Annotated in this window: 17 protein-coding genes; 15 read left to right on the forward strand and 2 right to left on the reverse strand. The window is 41.9% G+C overall.

The window, feature by feature from the left end; all coding sequences use genetic code 11:
* Positions 1–45 precede the first annotated feature (45 nt).
* The 10 genes from DW650_RS14335 (at position 46) to DW650_RS14380 (ending at position 12,253) form a co-directional block, all read left to right on the forward strand.
* Positions 46–1,473, forward strand: coding sequence for an ABC transporter substrate-binding protein (locus DW650_RS14335; RefSeq protein WP_118210303.1), 1,428 nt, complete (start codon positions 46–48; stop codon positions 1,471–1,473).
* A 58-nt stretch (positions 1,474–1,531) separates the two neighbouring features.
* Positions 1,532–2,533, forward strand: coding sequence for a carbohydrate ABC transporter permease (locus tag DW650_RS14340; RefSeq protein ID WP_330414657.1), 1,002 nt, complete (start codon positions 1,532–1,534; stop codon positions 2,531–2,533).
* A 2-nt stretch (positions 2,534–2,535) separates the two neighbouring features.
* Positions 2,536–3,369, forward strand: coding sequence for a carbohydrate ABC transporter permease (locus DW650_RS14345; RefSeq protein WP_118210304.1), 834 nt, complete (start codon positions 2,536–2,538; stop codon positions 3,367–3,369).
* A 201-nt stretch (positions 3,370–3,570) separates the two neighbouring features.
* Entirely contained in the window at positions 3,571–5,226 is a 1,656-nt protein-coding gene (locus DW650_RS14350) for an extracellular solute-binding protein (protein ID WP_243102978.1), read from the forward strand.
* Between the two features lie 18 nt (positions 5,227–5,244).
* The gene (locus DW650_RS14355) at positions 5,245–7,062 is read left to right on the forward strand and encodes a sensor histidine kinase (RefSeq protein WP_118210305.1); all 1,818 of its coding nucleotides are present in this window, start codon (positions 5,245–5,247) and stop codon (positions 7,060–7,062) included.
* Positions 7,059–8,540 carry a response regulator transcription factor gene (locus tag DW650_RS14360; protein WP_118210306.1) on the forward strand — a complete coding sequence of 494 codons (1,482 nt, stop codon included), beginning with the start codon at positions 7,059–7,061 and terminating at the stop codon, positions 8,538–8,540. The genes DW650_RS14355 and DW650_RS14360 overlap by 4 nt, the downstream gene beginning before the upstream one ends.
* A 125-nt stretch (positions 8,541–8,665) precedes the next feature.
* Positions 8,666–9,880, forward strand: a complete 1,215-nt coding sequence (locus DW650_RS14365) for an LL-diaminopimelate aminotransferase (protein WP_117921247.1) — start codon at positions 8,666–8,668, stop codon at positions 9,878–9,880.
* Between the two features lie 146 nt (positions 9,881–10,026).
* Positions 10,027–10,560, forward strand: a complete 534-nt coding sequence (locus DW650_RS14370) for a molecular chaperone DnaJ (RefSeq protein ID WP_117921246.1) — start codon at positions 10,027–10,029, stop codon at positions 10,558–10,560.
* A 207-nt stretch (positions 10,561–10,767) separates the two neighbouring features.
* A complete protein-coding gene (gene thrH, locus DW650_RS14375) occupies positions 10,768–11,373 on the forward strand; it encodes a bifunctional phosphoserine phosphatase/homoserine phosphotransferase ThrH (protein ID WP_118210307.1) in 606 nt (201 codons plus the stop codon).
* 37 nt (positions 11,374–11,410) lie between these two features.
* Complete coding sequence (locus DW650_RS14380) at positions 11,411–12,253, forward strand: alpha/beta hydrolase (RefSeq protein ID WP_117921244.1); 843 nt, start codon at positions 11,411–11,413, stop codon at positions 12,251–12,253.
* A gap of 104 nt (positions 12,254–12,357) precedes the next feature.
* On the opposite strand, the gene DW650_RS14385 is transcribed toward DW650_RS14380, so the two are convergent.
* Positions 12,358–12,837: an S-ribosylhomocysteine lyase gene (locus DW650_RS14385; RefSeq protein ID WP_117921243.1), complete on the reverse strand. Its 480-nt coding sequence runs from the start codon at positions 12,835–12,837 to the stop codon at positions 12,358–12,360.
* Positions 12,838–12,993: 156 nt separating this feature from the next.
* Here DW650_RS14385 and DW650_RS14390 point away from each other — a divergent pair, with 156 nt between their 5' ends.
* The 3 genes from DW650_RS14390 to DW650_RS14400 all read left to right on the forward strand — a co-directional run bounded on the left by DW650_RS14390 (position 12,994) and on the right by DW650_RS14400 (position 16,135).
* Complete coding sequence (locus tag DW650_RS14390) at positions 12,994–13,761, forward strand: 5'-methylthioadenosine/S-adenosylhomocysteine nucleosidase family protein (RefSeq protein WP_118210308.1); 768 nt, start codon at positions 12,994–12,996, stop codon at positions 13,759–13,761.
* 102 nt (positions 13,762–13,863) lie between these two features.
* Positions 13,864–15,405, forward strand: coding sequence for an ABC transporter substrate-binding protein/permease (locus tag DW650_RS14395; protein WP_118210309.1), 1,542 nt, complete (start codon positions 13,864–13,866; stop codon positions 15,403–15,405).
* Positions 15,395–16,135 (forward strand): amino acid ABC transporter ATP-binding protein, encoded by a 741-nt coding sequence (locus tag DW650_RS14400; protein WP_118210310.1) that lies wholly within the window; start codon positions 15,395–15,397, stop codon positions 16,133–16,135. Before DW650_RS14395 ends, DW650_RS14400 begins: the two co-directional genes overlap by 11 nt.
* 53 nt (positions 16,136–16,188) lie before the next feature.
* Here DW650_RS14400 and DW650_RS14405 read toward each other — a convergent pair whose 3' ends face one another.
* Entirely contained in the window at positions 16,189–16,368 is a 180-nt protein-coding gene (locus DW650_RS14405) for a hypothetical protein (RefSeq protein ID WP_118210311.1), read from the reverse strand.
* A gap of 157 nt (positions 16,369–16,525) precedes the next feature.
* Between DW650_RS14405 and prmA the strand changes: the two genes are divergently transcribed.
* Both prmA and DW650_RS14415 read left to right on the forward strand, forming a co-directional pair.
* A complete protein-coding gene (gene prmA, locus DW650_RS14410) occupies positions 16,526–17,509 on the forward strand; it encodes a 50S ribosomal protein L11 methyltransferase (RefSeq protein ID WP_117921238.1) in 984 nt (327 codons plus the stop codon).
* A gap of 19 nt (positions 17,510–17,528) precedes the next feature.
* Positions 17,529–18,284, forward strand: a complete 756-nt coding sequence (locus tag DW650_RS14415; protein WP_118210312.1) for a 16S rRNA (uracil(1498)-N(3))-methyltransferase — start codon at positions 17,529–17,531, stop codon at positions 18,282–18,284.
* The last annotated feature ends 61 nt before the right edge of the window (positions 18,285–18,345 follow it).

The following is an 18,345-nucleotide window of genomic DNA, read 5'->3' on the forward strand; positions in this document are numbered from 1 at the left end:
GAAAGGGAAAAAACAATAATCAAGATGAAAAAGGGAGGATTTTTTATGAATCTGAAAAAGTTAGTATCCGTAATGCTGGTCAGTGCAATGGCATTATCCATGGGGGCATGTGGTAACTCCGGAAACAGTGCAGCAAATACTTCTTCCAATGGAAACAGCGGAAGCAATGAAAGTGCTTCCTCTACAGAGAGTGGAGCTGCTTCCACAAACAGTGATGACAAATTAGTTGTCTGGACACTTTCAAACGACCTGATCGATTATGGCAAGAGATTTGAAGAGCAGACAGGCGTTGCAGTTGATACCGTTGTTATCGAACCTGCAAACTACCCGACAAAAGTACAGACCGCATTACTTGGTGGTGAGACAGAGCCGGATATCATCGTTGGTGAGCCAAAGATGTTAGAGGATTTCTATGATGCAGGTTTCTTCGAAGATTTAAATCAGGCACCATATAATGCACAGGATTATGCAGACCAGATCGTTGATTATGTATGGAAAGTCGGACAGGATTCTGAAGGCATCCAGAGAGCAATCTCCTATCAGATCACACCGGCAGGTATCTATTACAGAAGAGATATCGCAAAAGAAGTATTCGGAACAGATAATCCGGACGAGGTTGGCAAGTTATTTAAGGATTATGCAACCATTCTTGATACAGCAGAGAAATTAAAAGATGCAGGATACAGAATCTTCTCCTCAGATGCCGAGATGAACGTATTCTCCGGAGACTCCGCATGGGTTGTAGATGGTGTGTTAAATGTAGATCAGGCAAGACTTGATTACATGGATCTTTGTACAGACTTATATCAGAACGACTTAACAGCATACGCAAACCAGTGGTCAACTCCATGGTATCAGGCTATGTCAGGAGAGGTTCCGATCTTAAGTGCTGATATCCAGAACTACGCAGATGATTCCGTTAACGTATGGGATGCTACAGAGTTTGCAGAAGCAACCGAGGGCATGGAGAAAACAACAGTATTTGCATATGGTCTTCCTTCCTGGGGTGTTCTTACCATGAGAGATAACGTAGGTGAGACATCCGGATTATGGGGCGTATGTGCAGGACCTGCAGCAGGGTTTGACGGCGGTACATATATCGGTATTTCTTCCCAGTCGGAAAGAAAAGATACTGCATGGGAATTTGTAAAATTCTGTACCTTAAACGAAGATACCTCTGACTGGTGGATCGATTATTCACAGGGTGATACAGTTTCCTTAAAATCTGCATTAGAGAAACACAAAGACGATGAGAACCAGATTTACGGCGGTGAGAAACTGTATCAGTTCTGGTTAGATCAGGCAAAGAACATTGATACTTCCAAAGTAACAAGATATGATCAGGCAATCGGTGATGCATGGGGCAATGCGATCTCTGCAGTTAAGACAGGTCAGATGTCAAAAGAGGATGCGATTAATGAGTTCTATGACACGATTGAGTCTACTTATCCGGAAATTACAGTAAACAGATAATGACTGATAAACAGTAAATGGATTGTGTGTTCCTTTAGAAGCTGTGTGGTTCTGGCGGATGAAAGACACCAGGATCACACAGAAAAGGGACGGACAGCCGGATTCTTGGCAGAGGGAAAACAATATGGCGAAAACAACTCAAAAAAAGAAGACATCAAATCTCACAAAATATAACAGAGCCGGATATTTCTTTGTCGCTCCGTTTGTGATCGTATTTTTGATTTTCAGTGTTTATCCGGTACTTCGGACCTTACTTTTAAGTTTTACGAATTGTAAATTAGCCGGAACACCTTACAAATTTACAGGTATAGAAAATTATGCCCGTGTATTTACAGACAAATTTTTCTGGAGAGCACTCTGGAACACGGTAAGAATCTGGGGAGTTAACATTGTATTACAGCTCGGACTTGCATTTTTACTGACGATCGTATTCAGTGATATCAAATACAAGTTTAAAGGACTCCCGGTATTTCGAGCACTCTATTATCTGCCAAACTTAATTGCTGCAACTTCGGTAGCATTCTTATTCAAAACATTATTAGACTGGCGTTATGGATCATTCAACCAGATTTTAAATTCTATCCATCAGTTTTTCGGTGTGAATAAGACACCGGTTGACTGGCTCGGTTCCCCGGCAACAGCAGGAAACACGATTGCGATCATCAGTGCATGGATGTGGTTTGGTAACTCGTTTATCATGCTGATGGCAGGTGTACAGGGAATCAACAAAGATTACTTTGAAGCGGCAGCCATTGATGGTGCCGGAAGATGGACAACTTTTGGAAAAATTACATTACCACTGTTAAAACCGATCCTGTTATATGTGGCGATCACATCCCTGATCGGAGGTTTACAGATGTTTGACCTGCCGTTCCTTATGGCAGAAAAGGCTTCCGCATCTTACAATTCCGTAGAAACGGTTGTAATGTATTTGTATAAATTCGGATTTGCAACAGGCACGACACAGACAGGATATGCATCCGCAATCGCATATGCATTATTCCTTATCATACTTATTGTTTCTGTTTTACAGCTTAAATTAGTGAATAAGGAGGATTAGTCATGACAGCAGGTGATAAGATAAAAAAGACAATTATATACATACTGTTGACTCTGCTTGCAGCAGCATGCATGTTTCCGTTTCTCCTTATGATGGTAAATGCAACCAGAGACGGTGTGGAGATCACACGTTCCTTTACCCTGATTCCAAGTACACATATTAAGGAAAACTGGGAGACCGTATTCAGCTTCTTCAATCTGTTTAAAGGTATGTGGAACAGTTTAAAGGTAGCAGTACCGGCAACACTTCTGACAGCATATTTTTCAGCAATGACAGCATACGGACTTGCAATGTACAAGTTCCGTGGAAATAAACTGATCTTTACCGCAATCCTCGTATTTATGATGATTCCGGGACAGTTAAGCTTAATCGGTTTTTATAACTTATGCACCAAATTAAAACTGGTAAATTCCTATATCCCGCTGATCATACCGGCGATAGCGGCGCCGGGAACCGTATTCTTCTTAAGACAGTATATTTTATCTGTTATGTCTCCATCCTTAGTGGAGGCAGCAAGGATCGACGGAGCAAGCGAACTTTATTCGTTCCACAGGATCGCACTTCCGATCATGTCTCCGGGTATTGCAACAATGTCTATCATGGCATTTATCGGAAACTGGAATAACTATCTGCTTCCGATGATCATATTAAACAAAAATGAGAAGTTTACACTTCCGGTTATGATGGCAACATTAAAAGCATCGACCGACATCCAGAGAAATCAGGGAGCGATTTATTTAGCAGTAGCAATCTCAGTCATCCCGATCCTGATCGTATTCTGCTTCTGCTCAAAATACATTATCAGCAGTATTTCTGCTGGAAGTGTAAAAGAATAAAGGCAATAAGTTCTTATTTGAATTTTCATACTTTTCCTCAGGAGAGAGGCACTTTTCGGAAACGGAAAGGGTCTCTTTTGGCATCAACAGAGATTTGCCCGGAGGCATATAATATGGTAAAATTAAAAGAAAAACCGTGGCGGTATCGGATAGAAAAGTTACGGAAATCCATAGCGTAGAACTGACAGGAGAAGTTATTGTATGGGAAGAAAACATGGAAAACAAAAAAGGGTAATGTCTGCCTGTATGGTACTGGGGATGCTTGCCGGTCTGTGTGCCTGCGCAGGGGAAGGGCAGACAGCCGGAACAGATATAGGGAAGACGACAGAGATAAAGGAAGCTGAGGAGCTGCCGGCATGGCAGCAGTATGCAAAAGAAGATCCGGTTACTTTGGACTGGTATATTAATTTTTCATGGTTTGCAACACCATGGGGGGAAAATCTCGTATCCAAAACGATCACGAAAGAAACCGGTGTGAATATCAATTTTATTACGCCGATCGGAACGGAGACAGAGAAACTGAATGCTCTGATCGCAGCAGATTCGCTGCCGGATCTGATCACTCTTGGCTGGTGGGAACCGCAGGTTACGGAGATGATCTCAAAAGACATGGTATATGCATTAAATGAACTTGCAGATGAATATGATCCGTATTTCTGGAAAGTGACAGATGAAACGGCAGTGAACTGGTTTACCATGGATGATGGGAATATTTATGAGTATCCGAATTCTTCGATCACGCCAAAAGATGTTGCGGAAAATGAAAATATCCGCAGTAATCAGGAGTTTCTTGTACGCAAAGATATCTATGAGGCGATCGGAAACCCGGATATGACAACACCGGAAGGTTTTTATGATGCAGTAAAGAAAGCAGCAGAAATGTTTCCGGAGATAGATGGGGAACCGTTGATCCCGGTCGGTGCACATGTATTTGATGACAAGGGAAATGTTTCTTTTGATAAATATTTGATGAACTCACTGGCTGTTCCATGGGAGAAAAACGGGCAGTATTATGACAGATATACAGATCCGGAATATATCAGATGGCTGAAAGTATTTCGGCAGTTAGGGGAGGAAGGTTATCTTGCAAATGATATTTTTGTGGACAGCCGGACCCAGATGGAGGAAAAACTGGCACAGGGCAGATATTTTTGCATGATGTATCAGTACTCGGACATGCTTTCCCAGCAGAATATTTTATATGAAAATGATCCGGACAGTATTTATATAGCAGTAGAGGGACCGAAAAATGCGGCTGGTGACGATCCTTTGCGTCCTACCACAACAGTCAATGGGTGGACGGTGACGCTGATCTCGAAAAACTGCAGAAACCCGGAGCGTGCGATCGCATTTATGGATTATCTTATGAGTGAACACGGTCAGAAGGTAACATTCCTTGGCGTGGAAGGGGAGACTTATGAGATGCAGGATGGGAAACCGGTGTTGAAGGACAATGTAAAACAACTATTGGATTCGGATCGGGAAACGTATGACAGATTATATGGAGCAGATGACGCCTACTGGATGCTTCAGGATAATGTCATGCAGCTTCAGTGGGAACAGGAACCATCGCCTGCCACAGCACAGCTTTTAGACTGGGCAAAAAAATATATTGTTTATAATGGCCAGTATGATGTGGTATTTCCGGCAGGGTCAAAAGATGCGGAAACAGACGACCGTATTACAAAATTGTGGAGTGAGACACTCCCGGCACTTTTGCTTGCGGGTTCCGATGAGGAATTTGATAAGATTTTAGAATCTTTCAGACAAAAGCGCGATGAAATGGGATTTGCTGATCTGATGGAAAAGAAAACAGCGCATATACAGGAGTCAAAGAAAAAATTAGGAATCGAATAAACAGAATGGAGTTTTTAAATGAATTGGATGAGACAGTTTGGCAGCCTGAAACTGAATATCAAATTTACGTTGGTGATCATCCTGTTTATGGTAATACCGATCGGTGTTTTAGCAAGTGTATTATTTTATAATATGGAACAGAACGTGATCGATGAAAATGTAAATTATATGCAGTATACCATGGAGCGCAATAAGGATGCACTTTCCACCAAGATGGATTCCATTAATATGTCAACGCAGTTGTTTTTAAGTGACAGTGCATTGCTTGATATTTTGAAAAATACGCAGGAGGGGAAAAAATATTCTGCAGAGGAATGGTACGCATTAAAAAGCGGCGATATTACATCTTTAGAGCGGCTTGTAAACAATAACCCGCTGCTATATGGTGTCCGTGTTTATGCCACAAATGACAATATACAGGAAGTGATGCCGGTCTTATATAATTCCTCGCGTATGAAAAAACAGGTGTGGGCGAAAGCAGATGATCCGTCCGGCTGGCATTTTAATTATACGGATAATCTGTTCAGCTCCTATACGATGGATCAGAATCGAAAGATTGTGTCACTTGTAACACAGATTGATGACAGAAATTATGAAACCATTGGTACGATCGAGGCTGCGATGACGATGGAAAATATGTTTCCAAGTCTGTACGAAGTGATCGAAAATGAATGGAGCTGCTTTGCGGATGCAGATGGCAGTTATTATTTTGGAGATGAAACGCAGGAAAAACCGGAGCTGTTAGAAGATGTGATGCATATTGTGGATCAGGATGATAACATACAGACTTCCTATGTAAAAATAAAAGGGAAAAATCTGGTGGTTTCCTCATTTTATGTCAGGGAACTTGACGGAATGTTAGTCTGCGTCAGGGATATTACGAAAAATGTCCATGGTGTTTACTATCAGAGAAATATGTTTGTATTTATCATGGTGGTTTTCCTTATTGTTTTAGCATTCTTTATCAATGCGATCGTAAAGCACATGTTAAAGAAACTCTATGAGATATTAAGGGGGATCAGACGTGTGCAGGGTGGTGATCTTGATGTGGTGATCGAAGATTGCGGAAATGATGAGATGGGCGAACTCGGAACACAGATCAATAAGATGCTTTCAAGGATCAAAGAGCTGATGGAAGACAACTTAAGCCGCGAGATGCTTGCAAAAAATTCAGAGATCCGTGCATTGCAGAATCAGATCAACGCACATTTTATTTATAATGTGTTAGAGTCCATCAAAATGATGGCGGAAATTGATGAGGAATATGAGATCTCAGATGCGGTGACTGCACTTGGAAAGCTGCTTCGCTACAGTATGAAATGGGTATCCGGCAATGTCTTAGTGGAACAGGAATTAGATTACATCAAAAATTATATGGCACTTATCAATCTGCGGTTTGACTATGAGATATTCCTTTCTTTGAATATTCCTGATATTATATTAAAACAGGAGATACCGAAAATGTCCTTACAGCCAATCGTGGAAAATGCGATCTGCCATGGGATAGAACAGATGGCTGAGGATACCAATATCTATGTGAAAGGAATCGTGGAAGAAAACGATTGTGTGATCGAGATCACAGATGCCGGACGGGGTATGACGGAGGAAGAGGTGGAACGCCTCAAATTAAAGATTGCAGGAAAGATCGATTCGGGCGGAGGCTCCGGAAATGGCATCGGACTTAAGAATGTGCAGGATCGTATCCACATTGCATTTGGGGAAAAGTATGGCATTGAGGTGGCATCAAAGATCGGATGTTATACGAAAGTGATCGTGCGGATACCGATGACTCATATGGAGAAAGAAAAACAACTGGAAATGGAGAATGGACGATGAAAACAGTTTTGGTTGTAGAAGATGAAAAATTAATACGGCAGGGAATCAAAACCATGATCAGACGGAGCGGGGTTCCGGTGGAGATGATCATTGAATGTAATAACGGTGAAGCAGCACTTGAGGTAATAAAAGAACAGCAGATCGATGTAATGTTTACGGATATCCGTATGCCGAAGATGGATGGAATCGAGCTGGTCCGGAAAATGCAGACCTGCGAACACGTGCCGCTCACAGTGGCGATCAGTGGTTATGACGATTTTTCCTATGCAGTTGATATGATGCGAAATGGTGTCCGGGAATATCTTTTAAAACCGGTTGAACGTGATAAAATTACAGAAATCCTAAAAAAGTTAAATGAGGAGATTGAGAGTGCAAGGGAACAGGAAAAGACAAAACAGAAATTTGGCTATCAGCAGATCAAACATCTGATGCTGTTTCCTGGAACAACAGAAGAAGAAATTGCCATGATAGAATCCCAGTATGCAGATCAGTTTGTATGGGAGTTAGGCGGAGAAAATTATGTAGTCTGCTGCCAGAATCACAAAGAGGACAGAATGATTCCGGAAGAGAATTATACGTTTTTGAGTGATATCGAAGGCAATGATATTTTTATTATCGAAGAGGGAAAAACAGACACATTATTAAGAAATGAATTTAGTCAGGGATATGTGGGAATAAGCAGTCCACATCAGGGAATCAGGGAACTTAGGACTGCATATTTAGAGTCTGTGCAGATGCGGAAAAAGGCTTTTTGCCGCAATCTTGCATGGGTCAGATCTGGTGAAGAGACAGAACATATCCCGGAAAAACTGATGGAGGAAGCAAAAAAGCTGACCGGAGAAGAGGCACGGATGCAGCGTGTACAGGTGCTTGGAACTGAGCGGAAGGAAGAAACACAAAAAATCTGGAAACAGTTTTTCTTTGAAGTGGAGAAAGGACGCATCAGTGAGGATACCTATGAGGAATGTATGAAGGATTTTTTCACAGAAGAAAAAAAGATATACCGCAGCATTCTTGAAAGTGGGGAAAAGATCTGGGAGGAGATGGAAAATATCTTTGCAGATGACTGCATCGGGATATATGAGGAGAAAATGCTGCATTATCTGGGTGAAGTACAGGAGAGTATTATCGGGCAGTTTGATGCAAACAAGAACAGTCACAAGATGCAGCAGGCGGTTGCGTACATAGCAAAAAATTATGCAAGTGACTTAAATATGGCAGTTGTATCGAATTACTTATCCATGAATTATTCGTTGTTTTCCTATTCATTTAAACAGTACACAGGAAGCAATTTTGTCAATTATCTGAAAGATATCCGCATGAAAGAGGCAAAACGCCTGTTGGGGGGAACGGATATGCGGATCGTGGATATCAGCAGGGCAGTCGGATATGAGAATGAAAAGCATTTTATGAAGACTTTTAAAAATTCCTGCGGTGTATCTCCAAGTGAGTACCGGAAAAACATGAATTGCGAATAAAAGGAATGATAATTTTTGATTCCAGGTAAACAAAAAATACTTGCACGACCTATCACACAATGCTATACTGTATGACAGTTAGATAACGTTAACTTGTATTTTGAAGGCAAAGTGAGGAGTATGACATGTTTAAAATTAATGACAATTATCAGAAACTTCCGGGAAGTTATTTATTTTCTACCATTGCAAAGAAAGTAAGCGCATATTCTGCAGCAAATCCGGACAAACAGATCATCCGTCTTGGTATCGGTGATGTGACACAGCCGATCGCGCCGGCTATTATCGATGCAATGCACAAAGCAGTTGATGAGATGGGACATGCAGAAACATTCCACGGTTATGCACCGGATCTTGGATATGACTTTTTAAGAAATGCCATTGTGGCAAATGATTACAAAGCAAGAGGATGCGATATCTCTGCTGACGAAGTTTTTGTATCTGACGGAGCAAAGAGTGATTCCGGAAATATCCAGGAAATTTTTGCACAGGATAATAAGATTGCTGTCTGTGATCCTGTATATCCGGTTTATGTAGATTCTAATGTTATGGCTGGAAGAACCGGTACATATGATGCAGATACACAGATGTGGAGTGATGTGATCTATATGCCTTGTACCAGTGATAATAATTTTGTACCGGAGCTTCCGAAAGAGACACCGGATGTTATTTATCTGTGTCTGCCGAATAACCCGACCGGAACAACGATCACGAAATCACAGTTACAGGAATGGGTAGATTATGCAAACAAAGTCGGTGCAGTGATCATCTACGATGCAGCTTATGAGGCATATATCAGTGAGGATGATGTGGCACATTCCATCTATGAGTGTGAGGGAGCAAAGACCTGTGCCATCGAGCTTCGCAGTTTTTCTAAAAATGCAGGATTTACCGGAGTACGTCTTGGATTTACGGTTGTTCCAAAAGAATTAAAATGCGGGGATGTCTCCTTAAACGCAATGTGGGCAAGACGCCATGGAACAAAGTTCAACGGCGCTCCATATATCGTACAGCGTGCCGGCGAGGCAGTATATTCCGATGCCGGAAAAGCGCAGTTAAAAGAACAGGTTGGCTATTACATGAAAAATGCAAAAGCAATCAAGGAAGGACTTACCAAAGCCGGTTACACCGTATTTGGAGGTGTAAATGCACCATATATCTGGTTAAAGACGCCGGATCAGATGTCTTCCTGGGATTTCTTTGATTATCTGCTTGAAAATGCCAATGTGGTTGGTACACCGGGATCCGGATTCGGACCGAGCGGTGAGGGATATTTCAGACTGACAGCATTTGGAACTTATGAGAATACACTTGCAGCTATGGAGAGAATACAGAAATTATAAGATTTAATAAGACTGCCGGGTGAACCTCGTGTAGATTACGATCATGAATAAAACGGACAGAACCGGTTTGGGGTTTCTGTCTGTTTTAGCATATTGACAGCAGAGGTATGAGAAAATTTGTAACTAAAAGGGGGTTTTTGCGGAAAATGGATCGGTCAGTTTTCAGGATCAAAAGAACAAAGACCCTGCATCAGGAGTGGAAATATAAAAAGACTGCTGAATTAGAGCAGCAGAGGCAGGATTTTTTAGAAGAAAAGAGAAAATTAGAAGAAGAACGACGCAGGTTTGAACGTGAGAAAAAAGAGTTTTCTGCACGTGCCCAGCTTGAAAAAGACAGCATGAAGCGGGAAAAACAGCTGTTTGAAACAAAGTGGAAAATATTAGAGGAGGAACTTTCACAGCTTGCGGATGAAAAGATCAAGATGAAGAAACAGCGCGATTTTTATAAGTATGTCAGAGAACAGGAGGCACGTGATATGCTGACTGTGGGTACAGAAAATGTGGTTCGCGGGGAATTGTTTTTTATCGGTGTGGAAAGTAAGACGGCTCTGAAGAAAAGATATAAACAACTGTTAAAAATTTATCATCCGGATAATCTCTGCGGGGATACGGAGACACTTCAGGAAATAAATCATGAGTATGACAGACTGTTAAAGCAGTATGAGCAGAAGAAAGAGTAAGTTTAAAGAGTCAGTTGAAAAATCGTATAATAAAATATGGCAGTTGTGAATGTCAAAAATGAAAACTGGAATTGAAACAAACGGAATAGTATGATAGTATAACGAGGTAAAGTGTTACAAAACGAAAGCGGGAGCGAAAGAATAAAAAATCAGGATTTGCATTTACAAAGACCTGATATGCGTAATGGGGCGCAGGAAAGGAGTTTTATGTATATTACATGTTTGGATGTTGAGGGAGTATTAGTACCGGAGATCTGGATCGCATTTGCAGAGGCAAGCGGTATCCCGGAGTTAAAGAAAACAACCCGCGATGAGCCGGATTATGATAAACTGATGAAATGGAGACTTGGTGTTTTAAAAGAGCACGGACTTGGATTAAAAGAGATTCAGGATGTGATCGAAACGATCGATCCGCTGCCGGGTGCAAAGGAGTTTTTAGATGAACTCCGTTCTTTTACACAGGTGATCCTGATTAGTGATACATTTACACAGTTTGCATCACCTCTGATGAAAAAATTAGGCTGGCCGACATTATTCTGTAATTCCCTGGAAGTTGCAGAAAACGGCGAGATCACAGGATTTAAGATGCGTGTGGAACAGTCAAAATTAACAACGGTAAAGGCATTGCAGTCAATCGGATTTGATACGATCGCAAGTGGGGATTCCTACAACGATCTTGGAATGATCCAGGCAAGCAAGGCAGGATTTTTATTCCGCTCCACCGACAAGATCAAGGCAGATTATCCGGATATTCCGGCATATGAGACATATGAGGAACTGCTTGGCGCGATCAAAAAAGCGATGGCGGACTAGCGGAGAGATCAAAAAAGCGTCGGAATGGAGGAACAGTATGAAAAGAATAATTCATGTGGAACCGGTCGCACCACAGTATTCTGTAATCACAAACATCACATTTGCACAGACAGATGCGTGGTTCGGACATACCACGCAGGATCTTCGGATGGATTTGATTTATCCGGAAGATACGGCGCACGATTATCCCTGTATTGTCTGGATCTGTGGCGGTGCATGGCAGAGCATTGACAAGTCTGCCCATCTGGTATATCTGAGTAAACTTGCGAGAGCAGGTTTTGTAGTGGCATCCGTACAGTACCGGACCAGCAATGAAGCAAAATTTCCGGCACAGCTCTGTGATGTAAAAGCGGCGATCCGCTATCTGCGTGCGCACGCTGCAAGGTATCACATCGACGAAGCACATATTGGTGTGATGGGAGAATCAGCGGGGGGATATTTAACCTGTATGGCGGCATTATGCGATGATCCGGCATATGAGGTGGGAGAATATCTTTCTTATTCCAGCAAAGTGCAGGCAGCGTGCCCATGGTATCCTCCGACAGACTTCAGAGGTTTTCTATACGAAAACAGGGAACAGTGTGCAGCATCCCCAGAGTCATTGCTGATGGGAAAAAATGTGATGCGCAATCCCAAGGAGGCGCTTGCATGCTGCCCGGTCAGCTTTGTGACCAAAGATGCTCCGCCATTTTTTATTATCCATGGAAAATGTGATAAGACGGTACCATTTACACAGGGAGTGGAACTACATGATGAGCTTGAAAAAGAGGGCTGTGATGTCACACTCTTAGAGATTGAGAATGCGGATCATGCGGATATCCGTTTCTTTCAGGAAGAAATCTGGCAGGAGATCATAACATTTTTTAAAACAAAATTATAGACAGAAAAATAGCAGTAAATTCTTCAAAAATAAAAAATGGAGAAGTTTACTGCTTTTTTTTTACATTTCATTATCTGGCATAGCAGAGCCGGCTTTCAAATAATTTAAGCCGGATAAACAAGGTGTGCATCATCAATGTTATACAGTGTATTTTCTAAATAACGGTTAGCAAGATAATTTGCCATGCCAAGATTCATATCCAGGTAGTTACCGCAGTCTTTTGGAGAAGCACCCGGTACTTCATCATGAAAATCGCGGATAAATTCAAACATTTCTGTGATCAGTCCAACAATATCTCTTGAGGTATAATTGCCTGCAAGCAGCAGATAAAATCCGGTGCGGCATCCCATTGGTCCGAAATAAATCGTTTTATCCTTATAAAGAGGATGATTTCTTAAAAAGGTAGCACCGAGATGTTCGATCGTGTGTACTTCTGCAGTGTTCATGACAGGCTCATCATTCGGGGAAGTCATGCGCAGGTCAAATGTGGTAATAACTTCAGAACCTACGTTGTCTTTTCTTGAGACATAGATACCCGGCTCTAATTTGATATGATCAATCGTAAAACTTGCTATTTTTTCCATAAGATTCCTCCATAGCTATTGCATTTTAACCTTGGGACAATGTATTATTATTCGTAACAATAGCTTTGCCCGCAGAGTGTGTAATCTACTGTATAACGATAAAACAGATATCACAGTTCGTCAAGAAAAATGATTGAAAAAGGAGAAATAAATAAGATGGATAATTATGATTTTACGAAACAGCCGTCACTTCTGATACAGGGAGCCATGGATACAGAAACGGCATATCTGATAGAACATTTAGAGGAGCATGCGTGTATAACGATTGGAAACTGGAAGTTCCATACGGGATTTCTTGGCACGAAAAGAGAGCCTGTCATCATTTCAAAGACATTCCAGGGGATTGTCAATGCAGCAGCAGCGACGAGCCTTGCGCTCGCATATTTTAAACCGTGGGCAGTGATCAACCAGGGAATCGGAGGAGGTCATGATAAAAAGTTCCACAGAGGGGATATTGTGCTTGGAGAAAAAATTGTGCCTATGGGAGCAGTCGCATATGCATTTTCAAAAGAGGGAGCGGGAATCGATGCAAAAGGTTTTTCGCCGCTTCCGGTGGAAATCTTTTGCAGGGAAACAGGGAAAACCAAAAAGGTAACAGAGTATCCGTGTGACATACGGCTGCTTCAGGTGGCAGAGCAGGTAGAGACAAAATATCATACCGGCCGCGGCGTGATCGGTTCCGGGGATGAATGGAACAGCCAGATTGACAGGATCGCACTTCTAAGAGAGCGATATCATACAGCAGTCGAAGATATGGAATCTGCCGCAACGGCACAGCTTTGCCTTTCCTATGGAGTTCCTTTCCTTGGCGTAAGAATCCTGTCTAATTCTATTGTAAATGCGGAGAAATTTGATGAAGCAGTCGGAATTGACGGACAGAAATTTATATTATCATTGGTGGAGCAGATGAGAGAATATATGTAGATATATTGTAAAAATACAGCAGTACTATCTTTTGATAAAAAAATGTGTTATACTGCCTATTTGGAAAAATGAATATTTATACACAAAATTGAGGAGAAAACAATGAAGAGAACAGGGAAACGTTTCATTGCAGCTTTGCTGTTATTCTGTACAGTACTGATCGGTGCAGCAGGATACGAAGTGCTGGCTGCTGATGAGACACAAAGTACGGAAAACACATCAGGTACTGTAAATTCAGCAGATGATCTGCCGGGAAAGAGAATCGGTGTGCAGCTTGGAACAACAGGCGATATTTATGTCAGTGACTATGAGAGTGATGGCTCAGGTACCGTTGTGGAACGTTATAATAAGGGCGCAGATGCGATCCAGGCATTAAAACAGGGGAAGATTGACTGTGTTGTTATTGATGAACAGCCTGCACTGAAATTTGTAGAGCAGAATACAGGAATCCGCATTTTAGATGAAGAATTTACCCTTGAAGAGTATGCATTTGTTATTGCAAAGGATAATACGGAGCTTTTAGACAAGGTCAACAGTGCATTAGAAAAACTGGAAACAGACGGTACGATCGCAGATATTCAGAAAAATTATATTGGCACAGAGGACGAGATTGGAAAATTTCCGTATGAAGTCAAAGATATCAGCCGTGAAAATGGAACACTGACAGTTGGAACCAATGCAGAGTTTCCGCCATATGAGAGCTATGAAGAAGGACAGATCGTGGGAATCGATATGGATATCATGCGCGCTGTCAGTGATGAACTTGGCATGGAATTAAAGATCGAGGATATGGCATTTGATTCGATCATTCCGGCAATCTCAACAGGCAAAGTTGATATCGGAGCTGCCGGCTTTACCGTGACAGAAGAGCGGAAAAAGAATGTTAATTTTACGGATACTTATACGACATCAAAACAGGTTATCATTGTAAAAGATGATACGGTTTCGGCAGAAAAAGCAGGACTGAGTGAGAAATTTTATGATAACTTCGTAAAGGACAGCCGCTATGTGTATTTGTTAAAAGGTCTTGGAAATACACTGCTTATCACGGTGCTTGCATTATTGGTCGGAGTTGTATTTGGTTTCCTGATCGCGATCGTGCGTACCAATCATGACAGAAACGGTGGACTGACAATTTTAAACGCATTGTGTAAACTTTATCTTACCATTGTGCGTGGAACACCTGTAATGATCCAGTTACTGATTATCTATTATGTTATTTTCCAGAGTATTGATACCGGAAAAGTTGTTGTGGCAGTCATTGCATTCGGTTTAAACTCTGCGGCATACGTTGCTGAGATCGTCCGTTCCGGAATCATGGCAGTAGATATCGGACAGTTTGAAGCAGGACGAAGCCTTGGACTTAATTACAAGCAGACAATGATGTCGATCATTCTGCCGCAGGCGGTAAAAAATATACTTCCGGCACTGTGTAATGAGTTTATCAGCCTCTTAAAAGAGACATCTATCAGTGGTTATATCGGACTTATGGATCTGACGAAAGGCGGAGATATCATACGAAGTGTAACTTATGAGGCATTTATGCCGCTGATCGCAGTTGCCCTGATCTACCTTATTATGGTAATGGGACTTAGCAAAGTGGTAAATCTGTTAGAAAGGAAGTTAAGAAGCAATGAGCGATAATACAGTGATTCTTGAAGTAAATGATCTGCACAAATCCTATGGAGATCACGAAGTATTAAAAGGTATCTCTACAACTATAAAAAAAGGAGATGTACTGGCATTGATAGGCCCGTCTGGCTGTGGAAAATCAACATTCCTTCGTTCCTTAAATTTACTTGAAGTTCCAACCAGCGGACACGTACTGTTTGAGGGCACAGACATGACAGATGCATCTGTGGATATCAATCATGTCCGTGAAAAAATCGGAATGGTTTTTCAACAGTTTAATCTGTTCCCGAATATGACCATCCGTGAAAACATCATGTTAGCACCGGTCAAACTGGGAAAAATGTCAAAAGAGGAAGCTGCGAAAAAGGCAGAGGAACTGTTGACACGTATCGGACTTGCTGATAAGGCAGATGCCTATCCAACGCAGCTTTCCGGTGGACAGAAACAGCGTATTGCGATCGTGCGTTCCCTTGCCATGAACCCGGATATCATCTTATTTGATGAGCCGACATCTGCACTCGATCCGGAAATGGTCGGTGAGGTACTCAGTGTTATGAAAGAACTTGCAGCAGATGGAATGACTATGGTAGTCGTTACACATGAGATGGGATTTGCGCGCGAAGTTGCAAACCGCGTTATGTTCATTAATGATGGCATCATTCAGGAGGAGAACACGCCACAGGAGATCTTCTCAAATCCGAAGAGTCCACGACTGCGGGAATTTTTATCAAAAGTATTGTAAGTAGTATAGACCGGCTGGGGTATTCCAGCCGGTTGTTTTATTTTTACAGGGTATTAGCGGAGTCTGCATTCTATGATCTGAGCGATATCGTCATTTGATTTTGCAGCCTGAGCCTGCTTTATTACATCTTCTTTTTCTATGTCCGTCATACCGGAAAAACATTTCATTGCATTTACATCCTGTCCTAACATCATTCCAAATCCCGGTGGGATATCATCTTTTTCGAAGTGCATTGCAAATTTCCTCCTTTTTTTTGCCAACAACCAACAGTATCCCCACCTCCAAAAGAAAAAATACGTTTATTTTGCCAAATTTCCGAATATGTGTTATCATACCAAATAGCTATGTGTAAATGTAAACGGAAGAGCGATACAGAAATGGAGAATTTGTATGAAGTGGAATAAATATACAATAGAAACGACAACTGCAGCGGAAGATTACATGAGTGCCATGTTAGCGGATCTTGGAATCGAGGGAGTCGAGATCGAGGACAATATCCCTCTCTCTAAGGAAGATCAGGCAGACATGTTTATTGATTTTCTGCCGGAACTTCCACCGGATGATGGCGTGAGCCATGTCAGCTTTTATTTAGAGGATAATGGAAGCGATTATACGGAATTATTAAAACAGGTAAAGATCGCACTCGAAGATCTCCGTAAGACCGTGGATGTTGGAAGTGGTGTCATTACTTCCGACCAGACAGAGGATCTTGACTGGATCAATAACTGGAAAAAGTTTTTCAGCTCATTTTATATTGAGGATATTTTAATAAAACCAACCTGGGAAGAATTAAAAGAAGAGGATAAAGACAAATTTTTGATCGAGATCGATCCTGGTGTTTCCTTTGGAACCGGAAAGCATGAGACAACGCAGCTTTGTATCCGTCAGCTATTAAAATATATCCGTGGCAATGCAGAGTATACACCGGAAAATAAAGCACCGAAAGTGCTGGATGTTGGCTGCGGAAGTGGAATCCTTTCCATCGTAGCATTAAAACTTGGTGCATCTGAAGTGGTTGGAACGGACCTTGATCCGGATTGTATGACATCAACGCATGAGAATTTTGAGGTCAATCATTTAGATGGCAGACTTGGAACATTTTATGTAGGTAACCTGATCGATGATGAACAACTGCAGGAAAAAGTAGGAACAGAAGAATATGATATTGTGGTTGCAAATATCCTTGCAGATGTTATCATTCCGATGGCTCCGGTCATTCCGGCACGCCTCAAAAAAGGTGGATATTTCATCACTTCCGGTATTATTGATTTTAAGGAAGAACAGGTAAAAGAAGCGATCGAGAAAGCTGGTCTTACGGTGGTTGAGATCAATCATCAGGGTGAATGGGTCAATATCACTGCGCAGAAGAGATAAGCAGAAAGGCATTAGAAAAATGTATCAGTTTTTTGTGGAGAGCGGACAGATCGGGAAAGATTCTGTGATGGTCGAGGGCAGTGATGTCAATCATATCAAAAATGTACTGCGCATGAAGCCGGGAGAAAAGATCCGCATCAGCGGACCGGCAGGGGAAAATTATTTCTGTGAAATTGCAGAAATCGAGGATTCCTTTGTACGTGCGGCAATCTTAGAAAAAGATGAGGCGGGGACAGAGCTGCCGAACCGGATCTATCTGTTTCAGGGACTGCCGAAAAATGACAAGATGGAACTGATCATTCAAAAGGCAGTAGAACTTGGTGTGTATGAGATTATTCCGGTTGCAATGAAAAATTGTGTGGTAAAACTGGATGCCAAAAAAGCTGCGGCAAAGACGGTCCGCTGGCAGGGAATTGCAGAAAGTGCAGCGAAACAGTCAAAGCGCAGCCTGATCCCAAAAGTTACAGAGCCGATGAGCTATAAAGAAGCAGTAGCATATGCAATGAAACTAGACCAAAAGCTGGTTCCTTATGAAAATGAGCGTGGTATGGCAGCGACGAAAGAGGCGGTAGAGGCGGTCAGACCGGGAGAGTCCATCGGTATTTTTATCGGACCGGAGGGCGGCTTTGCACCGGAAGAGATCGCGATGGTAAAAGATGAGATGAAGCTGATCTCACTTGGCAGCCGCATTTTACGCACTGAGACGGCAGGATTTGCCACATTAGCGATTTTGATGTATCATATCGAAACGTCGTGCACTGAAAAATCAAATTAGCCGGACTGTGATTTGGCGGGCGGATGAATTTGTTTCAAAATTGATGGGCGCGGACATACAC

The organism is Roseburia sp. AM23-20, from assembly GCF_003470905.1.
Classification (GTDB): domain Bacteria; phylum Bacillota; class Clostridia; order Lachnospirales; family Lachnospiraceae; genus Roseburia; species Roseburia rectibacter.